Source organism: Geomonas silvestris, from assembly GCF_014193515.1.
GTDB lineage: Bacteria > Desulfobacterota > Desulfuromonadia > Geobacterales > Geobacteraceae > Geomonas > Geomonas silvestris.
The window spans coordinates 314,697-331,019 of record NZ_BLXX01000003.1; the positions used below are offsets into that span (position 1 = coordinate 314,697).

17 protein-coding genes are annotated in these 16,323 nt (G+C 43.0%); 2 read left to right on the plus strand and 15 right to left on the minus strand.

Annotated features, from left to right (window positions below; translation table 11 throughout):
- Positions 1–173: 173 nt before the first annotated feature.
- The 6 genes from GMST_RS07675 to GMST_RS07700 form a co-directional block, all read right to left on the minus strand.
- The gene (locus GMST_RS07675; protein ID WP_183354046.1) at positions 174–1,178 is read right to left on the minus strand and encodes a tyrosine-type recombinase/integrase; all 1,005 of its coding nucleotides are present in this window, start codon (positions 1,176–1,178) and stop codon (positions 174–176) included.
- A gap of 555 nt (positions 1,179–1,733) precedes the next feature.
- Positions 1,734–2,240 carry a JAB domain-containing protein gene (locus GMST_RS07680; protein WP_183354047.1) on the minus strand — a complete coding sequence of 169 codons (507 nt, stop codon included), beginning with the start codon at positions 2,238–2,240 and terminating at the stop codon, positions 1,734–1,736.
- Between the two features lie 23 nt (positions 2,241–2,263).
- Positions 2,264–2,608, minus strand: a complete 345-nt coding sequence (locus GMST_RS07685) for a hypothetical protein (protein ID WP_183354048.1) — start codon at positions 2,606–2,608, stop codon at positions 2,264–2,266.
- 309 nt (positions 2,609–2,917) lie between these two features.
- Positions 2,918–3,811: an ArdC family protein gene (locus GMST_RS07690; RefSeq protein WP_183354049.1), complete on the minus strand. Its 894-nt coding sequence runs from the start codon at positions 3,809–3,811 to the stop codon at positions 2,918–2,920.
- A 326-nt stretch (positions 3,812–4,137) separates the two neighbouring features.
- Positions 4,138–4,641, minus strand: coding sequence for a hypothetical protein (locus tag GMST_RS07695; RefSeq protein ID WP_183354050.1), 504 nt, complete (start codon positions 4,639–4,641; stop codon positions 4,138–4,140).
- A 63-nt stretch (positions 4,642–4,704) separates the two neighbouring features.
- Positions 4,705–5,631 carry a tetratricopeptide repeat protein gene (locus GMST_RS07700; RefSeq protein ID WP_183354051.1) on the minus strand — a complete coding sequence of 309 codons (927 nt, stop codon included), beginning with the start codon at positions 5,629–5,631 and terminating at the stop codon, positions 4,705–4,707.
- A gap of 158 nt (positions 5,632–5,789) precedes the next feature.
- On the opposite strand from GMST_RS07700, the gene GMST_RS07705 reads away from it, so the two are divergent.
- Positions 5,790–6,134 (plus strand): helix-turn-helix domain-containing protein, encoded by a 345-nt coding sequence (locus tag GMST_RS07705; RefSeq protein WP_183354052.1) that lies wholly within the window; start codon positions 5,790–5,792, stop codon positions 6,132–6,134.
- A 64-nt stretch (positions 6,135–6,198) separates the two neighbouring features.
- On the opposite strand, the gene GMST_RS07710 is transcribed toward GMST_RS07705, so the two are convergent.
- From GMST_RS07710 to GMST_RS07725, 4 genes are all read right to left on the minus strand, one after another.
- The gene (locus tag GMST_RS07710) at positions 6,199–7,887 is read right to left on the minus strand and encodes an AIPR family protein (protein WP_183354053.1); all 1,689 of its coding nucleotides are present in this window, start codon (positions 7,885–7,887) and stop codon (positions 6,199–6,201) included.
- Positions 7,888–8,156: 269 nt separating this feature from the next.
- On the minus strand, positions 8,157–8,705 hold the full coding sequence (locus GMST_RS07715; protein ID WP_183354054.1) for a hypothetical protein: 549 nt from the start codon (positions 8,703–8,705) through the stop codon (positions 8,157–8,159).
- A 703-nt stretch (positions 8,706–9,408) separates the two neighbouring features.
- Positions 9,409–9,735 (minus strand): hypothetical protein, encoded by a 327-nt coding sequence (locus tag GMST_RS07720; RefSeq protein WP_183354055.1) that lies wholly within the window; start codon positions 9,733–9,735, stop codon positions 9,409–9,411.
- A 49-nt stretch (positions 9,736–9,784) separates the two neighbouring features.
- Complete coding sequence (locus tag GMST_RS07725) at positions 9,785–10,018, minus strand: DUF2188 domain-containing protein (protein ID WP_183354056.1); 234 nt, start codon at positions 10,016–10,018, stop codon at positions 9,785–9,787.
- 304 nt (positions 10,019–10,322) lie between these two features.
- On the opposite strand from GMST_RS07725, the gene GMST_RS07730 reads away from it, so the two are divergent.
- Positions 10,323–11,102, plus strand: a complete 780-nt coding sequence (locus tag GMST_RS07730; RefSeq protein WP_183354057.1) for a ParB/RepB/Spo0J family partition protein — start codon at positions 10,323–10,325, stop codon at positions 11,100–11,102.
- 118 nt (positions 11,103–11,220) lie between these two features.
- Here GMST_RS07730 and GMST_RS07735 read toward each other — a convergent pair whose 3' ends face one another.
- From GMST_RS07735 to GMST_RS07755, 5 genes are all read right to left on the minus strand, one after another.
- Positions 11,221–11,751, minus strand: a complete 531-nt coding sequence (locus tag GMST_RS07735; protein WP_183354058.1) for a hypothetical protein — start codon at positions 11,749–11,751, stop codon at positions 11,221–11,223.
- A 41-nt stretch (positions 11,752–11,792) separates the two neighbouring features.
- Complete coding sequence (locus GMST_RS07740) at positions 11,793–12,263, minus strand: hypothetical protein (protein WP_183354059.1); 471 nt, start codon at positions 12,261–12,263, stop codon at positions 11,793–11,795.
- Between the two features lie 610 nt (positions 12,264–12,873).
- Entirely contained in the window at positions 12,874–14,898 is a 2,025-nt protein-coding gene (locus tag GMST_RS07745) for a bifunctional DNA primase/polymerase (RefSeq protein ID WP_183354060.1), read from the minus strand.
- A 106-nt stretch (positions 14,899–15,004) separates the two neighbouring features.
- Positions 15,005–15,238, minus strand: coding sequence for a helix-turn-helix transcriptional regulator (locus GMST_RS07750; protein WP_183354061.1), 234 nt, complete (start codon positions 15,236–15,238; stop codon positions 15,005–15,007).
- A 263-nt stretch (positions 15,239–15,501) separates the two neighbouring features.
- Entirely contained in the window at positions 15,502–15,948 is a 447-nt protein-coding gene (locus tag GMST_RS07755) for a hypothetical protein (RefSeq protein WP_183354062.1), read from the minus strand.
- Positions 15,949–16,323: the final 375 nt, after the last annotated feature.

Genomic DNA, 16,323 nt, shown 5'->3' on the forward strand with positions numbered 1-16,323 from the left:
TACCTTTCGGTACACCTGATTAAGCCTAACATACTGAATATGTTAGACTCACCACTCGTCCATACCAACCTGGGCTAGTGCTACGAGCCTCTAAAACAGGGCATTTTTAGATGGTTTATGTACCAAATCTTGTACCAAAATATAACACCAAGTGACTTGAAATTGCTAGTGTTTTATAGTTCCAAGACCTTTGCAGCATGTACCAATTTATCAGGGTTCAAGTGAGCATACCGTTCCGTTACCTGGATAGTGCTATGCCCCAACCACTCCTTGACCGTGTAGAGGTCGATACCCTTGTCAATTAATCTGGTAGCGGTGGTATGCCTCAGAGCATGCAACACGAACTCCTTATCACCAGTGAGGCCCATCCTCTTCCTTACCCATGTCCATGCGTTCTCGGCTTGATCCCTGCCAATCATGAAAGGCTTACCTGCTCCCTCGGTCTTCCTGGTATCCAATATGGTCCCTACCCTACAGGTCATGGGTATGCTCCTTGGCTTGTCTCCTTTGTTGATCCAAATAGAGATTAGATTGGTTTCAAAGTTAATATCGTCATAGCGTAGGTCCAACACCTCTGACAACCGACACCCTGTATCCACTAGAACCTCCACTAAATCAGCCACCTCGGGGAAATGGCACCTCCTGCTATTATGTACCGTGTCCCGTAACAGGCTAATCACCGTACCCACTTCTTCCCTGGTCAAGACACGAATCCTGCCCTCGGTCTCCCTTTTCAGTTGGATATGCTCCCATGGTTGCCGGTGGTGACGTAGTAAAGTCTTCATGGTGGCTAGATACCTGTTCACTGTGGCCCCTTTGATACCGGAACCCTCCAACAACCTGATTAAGAGCTTGATTACGTCATCGTCTACCTTGCTAATTGCAATGTCACCGATCAGTTCCATCACCCTCTCTGCTATGCGCTGAGACTTGAGACCGTCCTTGTTATCCTTCCACCGTTCGTCATAGGTCTTTTGGATTGCAATACTCAGTGGCATCCTTGCGGCCTTCTCCCTGGGAGATAATGCACCGTCTACCATCATCCTCTTCTTCTCAACTGCTTCAACGAGCTTGGCTTCCTTCTTGGTGAATTTTCCGGTACTCCTGGTTACACGTACTCCGTCAACAGTGAAGTTCATGTAAAACACGGCCTTATCTCCTCTCCTATATACAGACATGGTGATACCTCCTTGGATTCCAGGCACAAAAAAAGAGCCTTATGGCTCTGGTCGTCCTGGTTTGGTAGATAGTGGAATTAATGGATTGTTAGAACAGTTACTCGACAGCGAAATTAGGCTTCTGGCGGGACTTTGTTACATGAGACAGGTGATGATATGGACTTGCTAAGTTGGATTAGTGAAGGTCTACTTTGGTAGGAATTATTGGGCGGGTGGTAATGCGGGGTTATCTTGCTGACTTGCAGGATTCTACTAAGTGCCGTAATGCATGTTGTTCCCTAGCTGGGAGCTTGGCGATTGCAGAAATCAGCTTGTATCCGTTCTTCATCAATGTGGTCAGTTCATTGTACATATTGAAGATGGTCGGGTATGCCAGCTTTCCAGTATCCAAGGAAGCATAGACCAACCGATATACCTTTTGGCTGCAATCATTACAAAGGATTGTGACTGCCGCATCTTTTGCCGGCAAGAAGGAACTATGAGCCAGGGAACCATGCTTGATACCATGTACCGTATCACCTGGGCGTAATGTCTTGCCGCAATACTCACAGGTTGTCATATGACACCTCTCTCGACAAACGAGTAATAGGAATCACCCACTATGATGTGGTCCAATACTTTTATGCCAAGCAGCTCTCCTGCTTCCCTGAGTCGTCTGGTTACTTCAAGGTCTTCAGCTGAAGGGGTAGGGTCTCCAGTTGGATGGTTATGGACAAGTATTATTGCGGCGGCATTTGATAAGAGAGCAGTCTTAAATGTATCCCGAGGTGTGACTATAGCTTGATTGAGTGTTCCAACTGACACTATTTCCAGACATACAATACGATTTTTCCCGTCCAAGTGTGCCGTACAGAATGATTCCTTAGTTTCGTTCCTGAGAAAGCTAAATGTCTCAAATATCTGAGAAGGGCTGGTATACCTGGCATTGGGTGTCAGGTAGTCAGTTACATTGTCCTTTACCGTCATATTTTCATATACCGCTTTGATCATTCTCAACTTGATGCTCCTGGGTTTAGGTGCTGCTATCTCGATTGGTCCGAATAATCCGTCAACGGTTGGCATGGTGAATCCTCCTTGTAGGTTGGTTACATCAGATAGTCAATCAGCTTCATGGTAATGGCCTTGGGTGATAGCCCTTCCCACTTGGCACCAAGAGTTTCCTTGATGTCCTGCGGCGTATAAAGGTGAACGCTATTGATCGGGTCAGGTTCTGGTGACATGAAGGCGTTAAGGCCCATTGTTCCATTGCATCTGTTGATCGTGAGGACATACAGGGCTATGCTCTCAGTGAATACGTGGATGGTGTCATTGGTGCCACCGTGAAACTGGTAGTTGTTGCCGTTATGCTCAAGGATCAGGTTGTTGATGTGGATGCTGGTGGTGTCCTTGTGACTGGTAAATAGCTTGATTGTCGGTGTGATCGCGGTCATGGTTTCCCCTCCTTGGGAAGCGGCTATTCGGATATGTCCCTTGTTGCACTTGATGCAGATATCATCTGGCGGGTAATAGTCCTCGTAGACGGCATGGCATGTACCGCACCTGAATAGGGCCATAGTTATTGCTCCTTACTTAGGGGATTAAGGGGTTAGCCTGACTTGAAACGAGAAATGGGCTTGTAGAGCTGATTCGGAGCTTGAGGGATGGTCTTTGGCTACTAGGTTAATGAGGGTCTAGAGTCCTTATTATGGAAGGGGTACTACTGGGAGGCATCTTTACTGCTGGGGGCATGTGGCGGGATATTATGCAGCGGTGTCATCGGTGCTGTCGTCTTCACCTCCTTGTCTGCAAAGTATGTAGTCACTGGCTTTTTGCCCTTGAGATGCAGCCATTACGAGCAACTTCTGATTACCTTTTATTGCTTTCAGCCACCCCCTGATGTAGCTTGCACTATTTTCAAGTGTCATTTGCTCGATACCAGCATGACCACACAGGAAAGCTGAACAAAATTCCGAGCACAATTCCTCTTGAGAATAATTATGTGACCCGAAGTATGAGGGTTCCAGTATCCCCTTCCTCCCTATCCGTCTAGCGTGACCTGTTGAATGTCCTAACTCATGGAACAAAGTGCTGTAATATTCCTCCGGTGATTCAAATGCTTCAGCTTTAGGAATTTTCACATAGTCCAAGAAAGGATGGTATGCTGGCTGGTTACCTCCGTAGTGGATATCTGGTCTAAGTGGCATACCTGCAATGATCTGGTCGGCTCTCTCGATGGGGGTAAAGGTGTTGATGGTCTCTATGGCCGGTGGCGGCTCTATACCCTCCGTTTGGAGTAGATTAAAAACTGAATAGTAGCGCAACACTGGTATCTTACCGTTAATGGCTACCTCTCCATCAATAGGTTCAGCATCCTTCTTATCGAGCCATTTCCAGAAGATCACCGGAGTAGACTTCTCACCCTTCCTGATACGACCACCTTTGTCGTGGCACTGCTTAAATGTCACCCAATACGGGGAGGAATAAGGCATACAGGCCAACATGAACACGTTGATACCCCTATATTCCTTTTTTGAAACATAGTTGGCTGGTGCGTTACCACCTCCTACGCTCCAGGTTTTCCGCCATGGCACCACATTTGACTCCAATAGCTCCATGATCCTACTGTTGATTACATCGTAGACGTTAACTGCCATGGTATGCCTCCTTTGGGGGTTGTACAGGACAATAGACGCATGAATGCCCTCATGGCGGTTGCGTCATGTTCTGTTGGTTAGATGTTGAAGTTTGGGAGATTTCTACGAGAAGAGGACAAACAAAAAGGGCCTTACCTTTGATGGCAAGACCCTTGAAGTTACAGAAGACCTATTTTTTTACCTACCGGGGTTCCGAATAATTTTTCTTCAAACCTTCAGATATTACCCAGGCTACACTCCTGTATATAATAAAATCGAAATAGACATGGGTAAATACTATTACGCAACAGGTTATCTCTAGGTCGGGCGAATAAATAGCTATGGAATTATTTAAGTATTTTAAAGGAGTTGATCGCCGTTTCAATTCCACGTGAGACTGCAATTTTCTTTGACCCAGCGTATGAAAGAATATATCCGTTATTCTCAGTTGGTATCATATATAAAGTTACCACAGAATTGTCCATGCAGGCATAAGATATACCAAGGGACTCACGCTTTGCAAAGTTAACATTGTAAGCACCAGTTGGCACTGGCTCTGGGCATTGAGTTCTAGCAAAGGGTAAGAATTTATTCACTGCAAATTTTGTAAACTCTGGATTCTTAACTAATCCAGGCTTTAAACCACCACTTGCAACTTGGACTAACAATTTAGAATAAGATTTTGGATCTTCCGCAGCTGTAATATGGGTTCCATCAGAAAGTACCCGCCTACTTATCACCCATCCTTTTGGAAATGTTATGCTGTAGTTGTCCACATGATCAGTATAAGCATGCGCATAGTCAACAAATATCAGCATCATCACAACAACAAGGTAATGTGTACGTTTCATATATGCCTCAGTACATAATATCGTTATTTGAGTCTATTTGAGCTATCATGACGAATCTAAGTTTTAGTGTCCTGCTGCAAGCTCATGCATTCTTTTTTTAGCTGCCACTATGTCATCGTCAGAGGCATTACCTACATCAGGCTTATTCAATTGATCTATGACGTCATTGTTGAGCTTTTGAGCCACAGAATAGCGCATGTACTCGGCACATGAACTAGTATCTCCCTGCTGGCAAGCCCTATTATAGGCTTCAGTGGCTTCTTTGAATCTGCCAAGAGCAACATTGGCATGAGCCAAGATATTAAATGCTTCAGCGCCATTTGGGGCAATGCCTAGAGCGGCAGACGCATTAGTAATAGCCAGATCATACTTTTTCAGCTTCAAGTAGCAACGCGATGAACCTATCAAATATTGGGCATTATTGGGATTGATTTGGAGTGCCTTGTCAAGGTCCTCCAGGGCTTCCTTAATTTTGCGTTTTTTATACATTATGGTAGCTCTTGCGAACAGATATTCATCATTCGCCGCATCATATTTTATAGCATTGTCAATATTTACAAGAGCCTGTTCCAGCTTACCTTGAGAAAAGTACATGACAAATTTATCAAAAAAAGCGCCAGAATAATCTGGTTTTAGGTCAATTGCTTTATCCAGATCCGACAGCGCCTTTTCAGCCTGTCCTAAGGTAAATAGTGCCTTCCCCCGTGAATCATATGCCCGAGCTAAAGCAGGGTTTATCCTAATAGCGCTATCAAAATCTTCAATGGCTTTGTCAAACATCTTCACATCAGCATATGCAGTGCCACGAGCTGCATATGCTTCTGCATAATCACCTTTTTTATCTATAGCTTTGCTAAAGCTGGTAATAGCCTCTTGATATTTCTGCAACCGAATTTTCTCAATGCCTTGGTCATACAAAGACTGTGCAGAGGTGCAGCCCGTGAGCATGACCAAAAATGAAAGAACGATAGCATGTTGCCTGGCAACCAAGATAAGTACCCCCTGAAACTTCCGGCATTTGTTACCAAACATAGTCAAGCACTGCCCACAATACAACCCCACTTAGAATTTTTCAATATAAATCTAACCTTCATTGGTGGTTTGACACAACTTCTAGTTGTATTGTCCCTGCCAAGGGGTATACGACTATGGGTAAGCCATTGAGTAGTAAAGAGATTGGTGAGAAGGTGAGGTTATTGCGGAAACATGCAGGTCTTACTCAGGAGAAGCTTGCAGAGTTGGTAGGGGTGTCCTTCCAACAGATTCAGAAGTATGAAAATGGCAGCACCAAGCTTAACACCGACAAACTTCAGCAGGTAGCCAGCGCCTTGAACGTTTCAGCCTCTGCCTTCTTTGGAGAGGACACCTATGAGAAGTCACCACTATCTGACAGAGAAAAGAAGCTGATAAAAGCTTTTAGGAGCCTTGGTGACGAGGAGATACAGGATGGCTTAGTGAAGCTCATTGTAAAGGCAGGAACAAAGACTATATGAGGTACCTACTATAGCCTTGCAATCATGTTATCCCCGTAACGCCACTCGGCATCTATTCAGCAAGTCATATACAGTTTTCATATATAAGTTTGCATTTACTCGCATTCTTAAATAGCGTACCTAGTAGATTGCCCTTATACATGTTCTCTGTTACTTCGACAGTCTTATTTATTGCGTCAATCGTTGTTGAATTAATAAGACTTTTGTTGATAGCATAACTTGAAACCTGAGCAATCTTGGATATATTCAACTTCTTCAACACTACCAACGCAATGATTCTATTGCCATGCACCATTACCCCGTATCTTTTCCCACTTTTCTTTTCAAGTTTTAAAATCTCTTCGTTTAAGCATTTATCAACCTCTCTTATAATGTTAATGCAATTGTATAGATAAATCCCATTGGTCTGTGGATTGAATATAGATTTATATGGTGCTTTTGTCAGATCTTCGAAGAACTTACCAATTTCTCTCTTTGCCTGCACAGCCAATGCCGACTGCTCGCTTGCGCATGATAGTGCGACAGTTGCTTCCTGAAGATCAAAGGATTTGTCTGAGGGCTTAAAACTTTCAGATCTTACGATATTATACTCTATACCTTCTATTGCAAGTTCGGTTCTGAGACGTATCTGTTCTTCGTCCTGAGATACAAAGTCCCTATTTTCAATCCTATTTTGCCTATTGTTAGATTTTGTTACCTTGGCACCAAAATGTTCATCCGAATTTTCCAAAGAAACAATCCTTAGATGAACTCTAACTTTATCTAGATTAGCACCGCCTTGCTCGAAATAACGTCCAATGGTACTCACTGTTTGAGCACCATTAACGACATAGACACCATCAGCTTTAAAAGATCCAATATCCCTGGAGCTTCCCCCAACCATTGACTTTCTAATGCTGTTTGCAACCATCGTTATTCCATTGTTAAAATACCAGAAGCTTTCAGGTGTCGATTCAATAGTATGTTTTATTTCGTCATTAACGTTTGTCGAGCCAAGGACATTGCGTATATTTTTCGCAAACAAACGCTTACCATGGTCACACCACCACTTTGCGACCTCTTCACCAGCTACCATACCAAAGTACGCATTATGTGGCTCTGACAGCTTTCCCCACTGAGTTAATCCTACTTCTATATTTATATGTTCGCCTTCTAACCCCGAAGCCAGAGATACGTGTATAGCGCCTTGATTCATTTGTGTGAAATTCACTAAATCGTCTGACTCTGCATCACCAGCATCGTTCATCTCTTTAAGCAAATCTTCTATATTCCTCATTGAATGCATACTAAAATTTTGGTTTCCTGTATGTATAACCAATAGTTCATAAGTCGTATCATATTCTGTTAAAGCTTTTTCTATAATTGCTCTTTTATCTTGAATTTTAAGGTTAAATCGTTCAAAGTCTAGATTAAAAAGGTCCCTAACTCCATTACAAAACTTAACTACATCTGCACTACTAGGTTCTCCGGTCCCTGATTTATTCCATTTTGATTGAGATATAAGCATTTTCTTATTTGACGGAGAATAGTATATAGCATCAATCCCGTTATCATCGCCACCATCTACAACTGAATTTGCTGCATCTACCTCATTAGTTGCAGCCATGTGATATATCGAATAAGCAGCAAGACATCTTGTTAATATTTTCGATTCGATTTCTTTGTCGTTTGAGGATAAATCTGTAATGTCTATTTTGTCAGCAAATAGCTCTTTAATTTTTCTAGATATTTGATTTACATGAAGTACGCTCATATCGCCAATATCCCCTATATTGCAACAAAAAATTCGATATTAACTCACATCCAAACAGTCAATCAAAACTTTTTTATTATACTACCTGCTATTACATAGACAGTCTTTACGATTTAACGTTTATACACTTTGCATTTCTATAAAGTCATCTACACGGAATGTACGGAGATTTCCCATCATCGATAAAATCGAACGAGCGCATTTTAAAACCACATCATATTAACACTCCAGCACACTAGTCGCAATGCAGCAATACTATTATTGCGACACTATTGGTCTTTGAAACCAGACCAAATCAACTCCCATGACGTGATACGTGCATACTCATCTTTCGACAAAGGTAACTGGTCACTATAACTCATATTTGATACTGTTTTACCATCAAATCCAACTAGACCTGTAAATGCATTAGATTTTATTGGTATCTTGGCAATATGGAAATCATCTTTGTCTTTAAATACTGCCGTTATCTCCGAAAAGTAAGTGCCTCTTGTACGTAGGTTACCCTCAACAGACAACTGATAAGACATAATACCATCAACCCATTTTGTCTTTAAACCTACCGGGATTTCATTTAACAGCATTGATTTATCCCAACCTTTTGTTACTGACAACTTGTCCTCTCGCATCTTTTCCTGTGCAACCTCCTTTTCGCTTTTCACTCTAACCAATTTATCGCCATCAACTATGGCGACATCACCGGTTAGCCTATTTACCCTTATTGTTCTTCCCTGCTTATCTTCTTTGGTCTCATATAAACCGCAACCTGAAATAGCTATTGGTAACATAATGGAAAACATAATAATGCATCTTTTCATACTAAGCCTCCTTGCTACCCAATTTAACCTATAAGGTTATTTCATAGCATGCGATTCCCGCCACTCCTTTATCATCTCCTGAGTCACGTCCTTGTCATAGCAAATGGGGCTATACCCTCCTGGCTTGCTGTATGCGCTCCTTCTTCCGCAACTGCTACCATTCCTTGCTACACTATAGGGACAGGGGCAGTTACCGGGATAGCTGGCTATGGAGTCTTTGATGATAGCTTTTTTGATCTGGGTATTTGATGACCTCCCACTCTCTGCGGCACTGGCAAAGGAAACGCAAACTGACAGTAGCATCATGATAGCTGCTGCTTTATAAAAACACCCTTGACTCATAGTCCCCCCCCCTTTTTGTAGCATGTATAATGAAACGGAATTATTATCAAAGGCTTATATCATGAAAGGTAGCAACATGAAAGCATATTCACTGGATGCAACGATGCCTCCATATTAGACCCTAGAAATAGTTTTTACCTTGGCGTTACCACAGACATACTTTTACCGGAATGGTAGCTGCAATGAGCATCGTTCTGACACTAAAGCTTCCATTTGGCGTTTTTTCCGGTAAATAAAAAAAGACACGTCTGAAGAGACATGCCTTATATAACGCATCAAACACCCGGAGGTATTGTTAGATCATGAGCGAGCTGCGAGTCATCTAAATCCATGGCATTATTTTCAGCTTATCGACTTGCGACTAATTGCCATAAAGTGAATTACTTTTCCTACCAGACTTACTTCCTGAGCTACCATACGAATTATCATATCCAGGATTGCCGTAGGTTTTAGTATTATAATCTGGGGTGCGGTCATTGTAGGTGCGTGAGTTAGTGCCTGACTCCCCTGTGTAGGGGTTGGTGTTCCCTTTCGTAGAATAATTATTATTGTAAGATGAATCACTGTCCGAACGGGTGTAACCGTTCACATAAGTTCCATCTTTACGAGTATATCCGTTGACATATTGATCAGCAAAGCAGGTAGCCGCCATCGCAACTAGAGTCAGAATACCTATTAAAACCTTCATAATGTCTCCCTATATTTAAGACTAAATGCTCAGTAGCAAAAAAAATCCGTTAGCCCAGGATGTTCTTAGGGTCCTCTCCGTAAGTATGTTCAGTCTGAATTGTTCCATCTTGCTTGTGAATCTTGATCTGGCCAAGGGGGCCTTCTTTAGCTATTTTTTTCCCAGCGCCCACAGCATCATCTTTTGTCTCAAAATGTTTCTTCCCTTGCTGCTTTTCGACTTCAACATTCCAACCTCCCTGTTTTTTATCTGGGACAACATGAACGACCTTCCTCTTTGTCATGACCATTCTCCTTTCAGAAAGTTGTTGAGCCAAGTATCCATCAGCCATATATCATAGAGTGCCTTAATATGAAAGCAAATTCACGCGATACTGCATACGGCACCCACATTAGTCATATAGAAGGGCTTTCCATCCCAACCCAACCATCACATGCCTTTTAGTAGTGTCCACTCAGCATAGGCATTGTTGCTCTAAATTCAACCAATCCCACTAAGACCTCTCCCACAAAAGATAAAATATTGAGTTTTTATCAAAACCTGTATATATTCCTTTTTCGTAATCTAACCGCTCAGGAGGGTTTACCATGCCAACAGAATCCAGCACTCCCAAAAAATTCAAAAGAGGCGTGATTTACGAAGTTAACTTAGACCAGTTGTACAGGGATGTTGACCAACCACGCAAACACTTTGACGAAGCAGAACTTGAATCTTTAAAGCAATCCATTGCTGATAAAGGATTGTTGTACCCTATTATCTTCCGAGTTGACAATAACGACTGCAACATAATTGTTTCTGGAGAAAGACGGTTCAAAGCATTTCAGGCGCTTGGTAAAGAGAAGATTCCAGCAATGTTGGTTAGCAGTGATAAGTTCGATGAAGTAGCTCTTATAGATAATATTTTAAGGAGTGAGCTTCATCCGGTCGATGAAGCTGAGGCTCTTGAAAATCTAAGGACCAAACACAACTACACCCATGACGAGTTAGGTAATCTGATAGGGAAGGCCGCTAATACTGTTACTGAGATAGTTACGCTAGCAAGATTGTCTCAAGAGATACGTGATGATGCTCGTACAAGGAAGAACCTATCAAGGAATGCACTACTGAAAGTTGCACGTAAGCCGACTGATAAGGGTAGGAAGAAAGCATATGAGATATTACTGGCATCCCTATCTAAAGTGGATACTAAGAGACCATATGTAAAGAGCCCTTCCTATAAGAAGACGGTTGATATCTCAGACAAGGCTATCAAAGCTATCCAGACTATAGACCTAGGGTCTCTTGGGGATAACAAGTCTGAAGTAGAGACTAAGCTTATGGAACTTTTAGAGGCAATACGCAATAAGCTTGATAGTACAGGAAGTTAAACATCCTCGGTGCTCCGAGGATAATGCTGTGAAGAGGTACTAGGAAGCCCTACCAATGGTGGTAGGGCTTCTTCTTTTAGTTCTTGATAATTCTACAAGCAGCGTTCTGCTGTCCCCCTTATCGTTCCTCAAGAAACTCCCTAATTGAAACATAAGACCGTTTATCCTGCTTAATTTCAATTGTTTCTAGCCTGATACTCTTTTTCCCCTGAAACCACACAATCATTGAGTGTTCGTTTATGTTAGGTTCATTCCTGACATAGACATTGGCTGAGTTTTTGTTCCTCACAGTTTCAGGCATTGAATTAACTGCTTCGACTAAAGTTTTTACAAGTTCAGAAGAAGAATCGTTGGCTGTATGCCACTCGCGGTAAGCTCTAGTCACTCTATTGTCATAGTTAAATGAGATAACACCTACAACATTCTTATCTTGCCACAAGGTAATATTTTCTTTGTCTGAGCCTCTATCATCACATCCAGATAATGATTTCTCAATTGCATCTCGCTTCATCCCTAAATACAACTCAACTCCGCACACATATAATGTCTCTTTAGGCGCCTCAACCCTCTTCACCTTCTTAGAGGCTGCATCGGCATTCAACGGGATCAGATATACAATTAGAGCCAGGATAGTAATAACTGTTTTCATATATATCTCCTTGTCCAGATGATTTGATCACTGATAACCTGTCACACAGCTTGAACATGCTTCCTACCCTGCAAATGGATAACCCATCGGTCCGCTCCCCGTCCTCTATTCCTTATTGAGATAGTTACCTTACCTCCTGGCTCAAAGGTAATATCGGTCTTAACACACCTACCAGACACATAGTCAGCTTCATGACTAAGTACTCCACGCTCAAAATGTAACCCTTCAAGGAAGTACCCCAGGTTGTACTCTTCGTCAGGGATAAAGTCGTTGAAGGAATAGCCTCTTGGGGCCGCATAAGTGAAGGACATAAGGGCCAGGGCAAATAGAACTCCAACAGAGGAGATATCAGGCTCTTCCTCGGTGATCTGGAAGACGATCTTGTGAGAGGAGTTAACCGTGCCATTGTCAAGGGGTAGTTCCTGATACTCGTTCGCTAATACCTCAAACTCTATGCCAATTGTCGATTCAAGCAGATGGATTCCTGTGAGCTTGTTCTGGTCCATGTTCATGATTGCTCCGTCTGTAGGGGATCAGTTGTTATGTGCGGGTTATAACATGAACCAAGACTTAGCGGAAGAGCTTAGCTTGAATGGCCCCATATTTCACTTCTGGCGGGACTTTTACCACCCAGCCTCAGTAGGGTATGGTTTTTAAATTTTCAGCTAATATTCGAGGTGCAGGGGTCTCTTTTTCGTCACGCGGATCTCCTATAGTTACCCAGGGCACTCCGAGGCTTTGCGTGAAAATGCTATGAGACTTTCTAATATCAATGTAGGACAGATGGCACCCCTCAAGCTTAAAGGTATGGCGCCAAAAGTGCAATAATATCAATGGAGTGTCACACCTGCCACACCTGTCACACCTTTTTGGTGAATTGCTTTTATATTATTGCATATTACATATAGGGGAGGATATATTGTCTGTCTTAAGTATTTTATTTTTATTCTATTAAGGGTATGACAGGTAGGACAGGTATGCCGAAGCCGGTATTCATGCGGGTTTACAGCGGCACACCTTTGTTTTTTAGGTATGACAGGTATGGCACTTTATGCTTCTAGATACAAAAAGGCCCCTTCCTGATTAACAAGAAGAGGTCCCTTTTCACTTTGTAATGATATTTTATTCTTCTGTAGGCCAATCTATTGGTGAATTAATGAACTTATCAAAGTCACTTCTACACTCAGCCAATGACTGAAAAGTATAACAGTTCTTCCTAACACCTTTACTTATAGTGACCTTACCTTTCTTGAATCCGGAAGCCACCATCTTCCCTAGTTGCATACCCAACTCGGTATCTGATGCCTTATGTTTAACTCCGATGTCCTGAAGAAATTTAACGTACATATCATATAACCATTGAGATTCAACGATTCCGTCTTGCCATCCTGACTCGCTGTTTGGTAGCAAATTCCCTGTTTCTAGTACATGATACCAGAACTTCTGTGCTGGCGTTAAGCTCATGAGTTTGGTTTCTAGTAGCGCACTGGTCTTTGGGAACTTTCTTAAGTCAAGACTACCAAGATCATAGTTCATCAAGTAATGTAGCAGCGCCTCACGTCCACCATCTTTCATTTCGTCTTCTATTGCACCAAAGTAGACATGATCCTGTTGGTGCTTATCGCTTACATCAACGACAAAAAACCGTCTTTCATTCGGACCAGCAGGGACGCACCAATCATTGTTAGTTGCAAACATCATATGAAGGTGGTTCTTCATCTTAAAGGCTTTGTCACCCTTACCTTCTATAGTCAAGAATGGTTCAGTTATCAGTCCCTTCAATACTCCTTCCGCAGCTTTGTCTCCTGCCCAGAATGCTTCATCTGCTAATAGTACGACTACATCTTTCATATGAGCATTAAACTTACCTGTCAACTGGGAACTCTGGTTCATAGGTAGATAGTGCCTTCCGAACAACGAACCGAACCCATTAGCAAAGACACCTTTACCAACACCCATCGCACCACGCATGACGATAGCAGTCCCTACAAGTTCATCTGGGTGCTGAACCGTATGGGCCATCCAGCCTATGATGTAATCGTAAATTTCCTTGTTTCCATTGGCGATATTCTCCTCAACATGCTTGAGGTATAGGCTGCAATCACCTGCAACTGGCTCAACTGCGAACCCACGCCATAGGTTATAGTATCCCTTTGGTGTCCCTCCGGGGTTAAAGATCAGACCCTCATACTGGCGACGATTCGGGTGACTAAACCATGTATCACCGAGCTTTCTTTGTTTCCCAGCGACCAAAGTATATCTGTTGCTGTAAAACTCCTTGAAGTCTTTCGGTGCCGACAGTTCAATATCTGGCCAGTTGAATACCGGGCATGTCGCTTCTTTCAAGACACGACATTTGCCACCAACCATTACCACTGCATGGTTCCTGTTAAGTTCCTCGATCTCGGGCTGAACATCTGAGACCTCGTACCTATACGCACTGTCAAGTGTACGCTGGACCTCTTTGACCTCTAGTGGAGGGTCACACCTTCTATTCTCTGCAACCACTGCTTCAACGGCATCCTCGTAAGCCATACCTTGTTTGTTGCACCCAATAGCCACATTGAATATGTGCTGGTTCCGACCACCTTCCTTCATCCCCTCAGCACTGGAACTAACCGCCTTCTTAGCAACAGCTAGGTCCACCAACCACTCAGGTGCATCTGCTAACGTCTCGCACATATTTAAAGCCTGATAACGGCCCCCATCAATGACGGAAGGAGGAGCAACAATGTAACCACCTTCGCATCTCACATCGAGTCCAGGGCCTAACTTGCCTGCACTGCAAGGCACCTCACGATTTGGGCGCTTAAACAGCAGGTGATATCCACCCGAAGGAGTCGAGTGCTGTCTGGTTCCTGGCAATTCACCATGCTGCAATTCTAATATTTTGAGGGTATCACTACCTAAAACACCATTCTTGTTGTCTACGTCCACTACAAGCCAGCCAGTGACTGCGCCAGTGGGTACACCTATATTTGCATCTGGATGCTGACTCCATAACTGGTTAATAACAATAGGGTCAGTGGTGGCATCTTTAAAACCATTTTTCGTCAGTGGTGCCTTACCATTTTGCCATAATGGGAACACTGCAATTCCCTTTCCTGCATAATCAAGTGCTGCCTGTTTCATATTTATTTTTTCCATTACAATTACCTTTTAGCCCCTCGTATGGGGCTTTTTGTTTTTTAGCCATAGGCTCTCCTTTTGCTAATATTTTGGATCATTATCCGATTGCTGCTATCTGCTCTCTCTATTGCTTGCTAACTGTCATCTCCTTTCCTGCAAGCTCATCTATATATGCCATAATCACGCTATCCATGTACCGTGCAAGGCGGCCTATCTTTATGTACTCCGGTCCTATCTTCTTCCAACGCCAGCACTCTAGTGTCTTAGTTGAGACGCCCAACATCTCAGCAACCTCCTTTTGATCTAACAATCTTGTGTACTGATACTTAGAGTGCGTCTTGTACTTAATTTTTTTCATCTCGTTCTCTCCTACGTCATTTGAAATGTGCTGCCCTCTCAGAGAGCAACTGCCGATCAGTGTCGGTCTTTATATATGTTATTAAGCGCATCTTGTTTTCGGTTGCAGTATTTTTTAGAAAAGGATAGTACTGGGGTCTATTCTTGGGCTATGGGAACTGCTGTTGGGGGAGTATATCAAGGCGGGAATACACAAAAAATGAGAGAAGCCGCGAAGCCTCTCTCATGGGTGTACCTGGTATTCAGTTGTTTGTGAGGATTCGGCTAGCCCTCGGTACGGTCTTGGTCGATTGCGGCGCCCTCAACGGCGTCTTCCTTAATAGTGGCTTCGTCAACGACAACTACCTCGACCTTGGCAGGGTATGCCTCCCTGAACAGCTTGGTTGCCTTCTCGGAGGTCTTGGGATCGTCCATGTAGGACTGGAACCGTTCCTGAACATAGACCTTGATCTTGTCGGCTCTGGCCTGATCCGTGAAGCCGATTACGCCCTTGTCCTTCTTTTCAAGGAAGTCCCTGTTGGCATTGCCCTGGAGACGCTTAAGGGTGGCGGTAAGAGTATCTTTCGGGGTAAGAACCTCTGCAGCAGCCTTGACCTTCTTGATGTTGCCCATGAAGTCGTCATCGGCAAGGGCTTTGAGGACAGCGTCACGGATCATTGCTGCGTTGGTGGTGTCCGGGAAAGTGATGGCGTTGGTGGTTTTGTTGAACATGAGTGTTTCTCCTTTTTGTGTTGTTTTGTACTATGGCTTTCCATAGCAATTGAGGTTTACCTGCTACTAGCGTCCCAAAATAACCCCTATTATAAAGTTTATTATTTGGATACAAAAAAGCCTTCTGGGCAGGACATCCAGAAGGCTTCTATAAATTGAGAGAAAACAACGTTATTTGTGTTACGCTACAGCTTTCAACTTTATTCCTTGGCACGTTTCAATCGATAACACGTACAATATTTTATATATTTTGTATTTTAAAGACCTCCAGAAAACACCAATGTACTTTGCATTTCACAAACTTCCACCAAAACCCGAATTTACTTTTTCAAAACCCAAGTTTAACACTGATATTTTATGCTTTCAAAAAGGTCC

What these genes read in the sequence shown, in the direction of transcription:
- GMST_RS07675 (WP_183354046.1), bottom strand. Translation starts at nt 1,178, where the DNA reads ATGTCTGTATATAGGAGAGGAGATAAGGCCGTGTTTTACATGAACTTC.
- GMST_RS07680 (WP_183354047.1), bottom strand. Translation starts at nt 2,240, where the DNA reads ATGCCAACCGTTGACGGATTATTCGGACCAATCGAGATAGCAGCACCT.
- GMST_RS07685 (WP_183354048.1), bottom strand. Translation starts at nt 2,608, where the DNA reads ATGACCGCGATCACACCGACAATCAAGCTATTTACCAGTCACAAGGAC.
- GMST_RS07690 (WP_183354049.1), bottom strand. Translation starts at nt 3,811, where the DNA reads ATGGCAGTTAACGTCTACGATGTAATCAACAGTAGGATCATGGAGCTA.
- GMST_RS07695 (WP_183354050.1), bottom strand. Translation starts at nt 4,641, where the DNA reads ATGAAACGTACACATTACCTTGTTGTTGTGATGATGCTGATATTTGTT.
- GMST_RS07705 (WP_183354052.1), top strand. Translation starts at nt 5,790, where the DNA reads ATGGGTAAGCCATTGAGTAGTAAAGAGATTGGTGAGAAGGTGAGGTTA.
- GMST_RS07710 (WP_183354053.1), bottom strand. Translation starts at nt 7,887, where the DNA reads ATGAGCGTACTTCATGTAAATCAAATATCTAGAAAAATTAAAGAGCTA.
- GMST_RS07715 (WP_183354054.1), bottom strand. Translation starts at nt 8,705, where the DNA reads ATGAAAAGATGCATTATTATGTTTTCCATTATGTTACCAATAGCTATT.
- GMST_RS07720 (WP_183354055.1), bottom strand. Translation starts at nt 9,735, where the DNA reads ATGAAGGTTTTAATAGGTATTCTGACTCTAGTTGCGATGGCGGCTACC.
- GMST_RS07725 (WP_183354056.1), bottom strand. Translation starts at nt 10,018, where the DNA reads ATGACAAAGAGGAAGGTCGTTCATGTTGTCCCAGATAAAAAACAGGGA.
- GMST_RS07730 (WP_183354057.1), top strand. Translation starts at nt 10,323, where the DNA reads ATGCCAACAGAATCCAGCACTCCCAAAAAATTCAAAAGAGGCGTGATT.
- GMST_RS07735 (WP_183354058.1), bottom strand. Translation starts at nt 11,751, where the DNA reads ATGAAAACAGTTATTACTATCCTGGCTCTAATTGTATATCTGATCCCG.
- GMST_RS07740 (WP_183354059.1), bottom strand. Translation starts at nt 12,263, where the DNA reads ATGAACATGGACCAGAACAAGCTCACAGGAATCCATCTGCTTGAATCG.
- GMST_RS07745 (WP_183354060.1), bottom strand. Translation starts at nt 14,898, where the DNA reads ATGGAAAAAATAAATATGAAACAGGCAGCACTTGATTATGCAGGAAAG.
- GMST_RS07750 (WP_183354061.1), bottom strand. Translation starts at nt 15,238, where the DNA reads ATGAAAAAAATTAAGTACAAGACGCACTCTAAGTATCAGTACACAAGA.
- GMST_RS07755 (WP_183354062.1), bottom strand. Translation starts at nt 15,948, where the DNA reads ATGTTCAACAAAACCACCAACGCCATCACTTTCCCGGACACCACCAAC.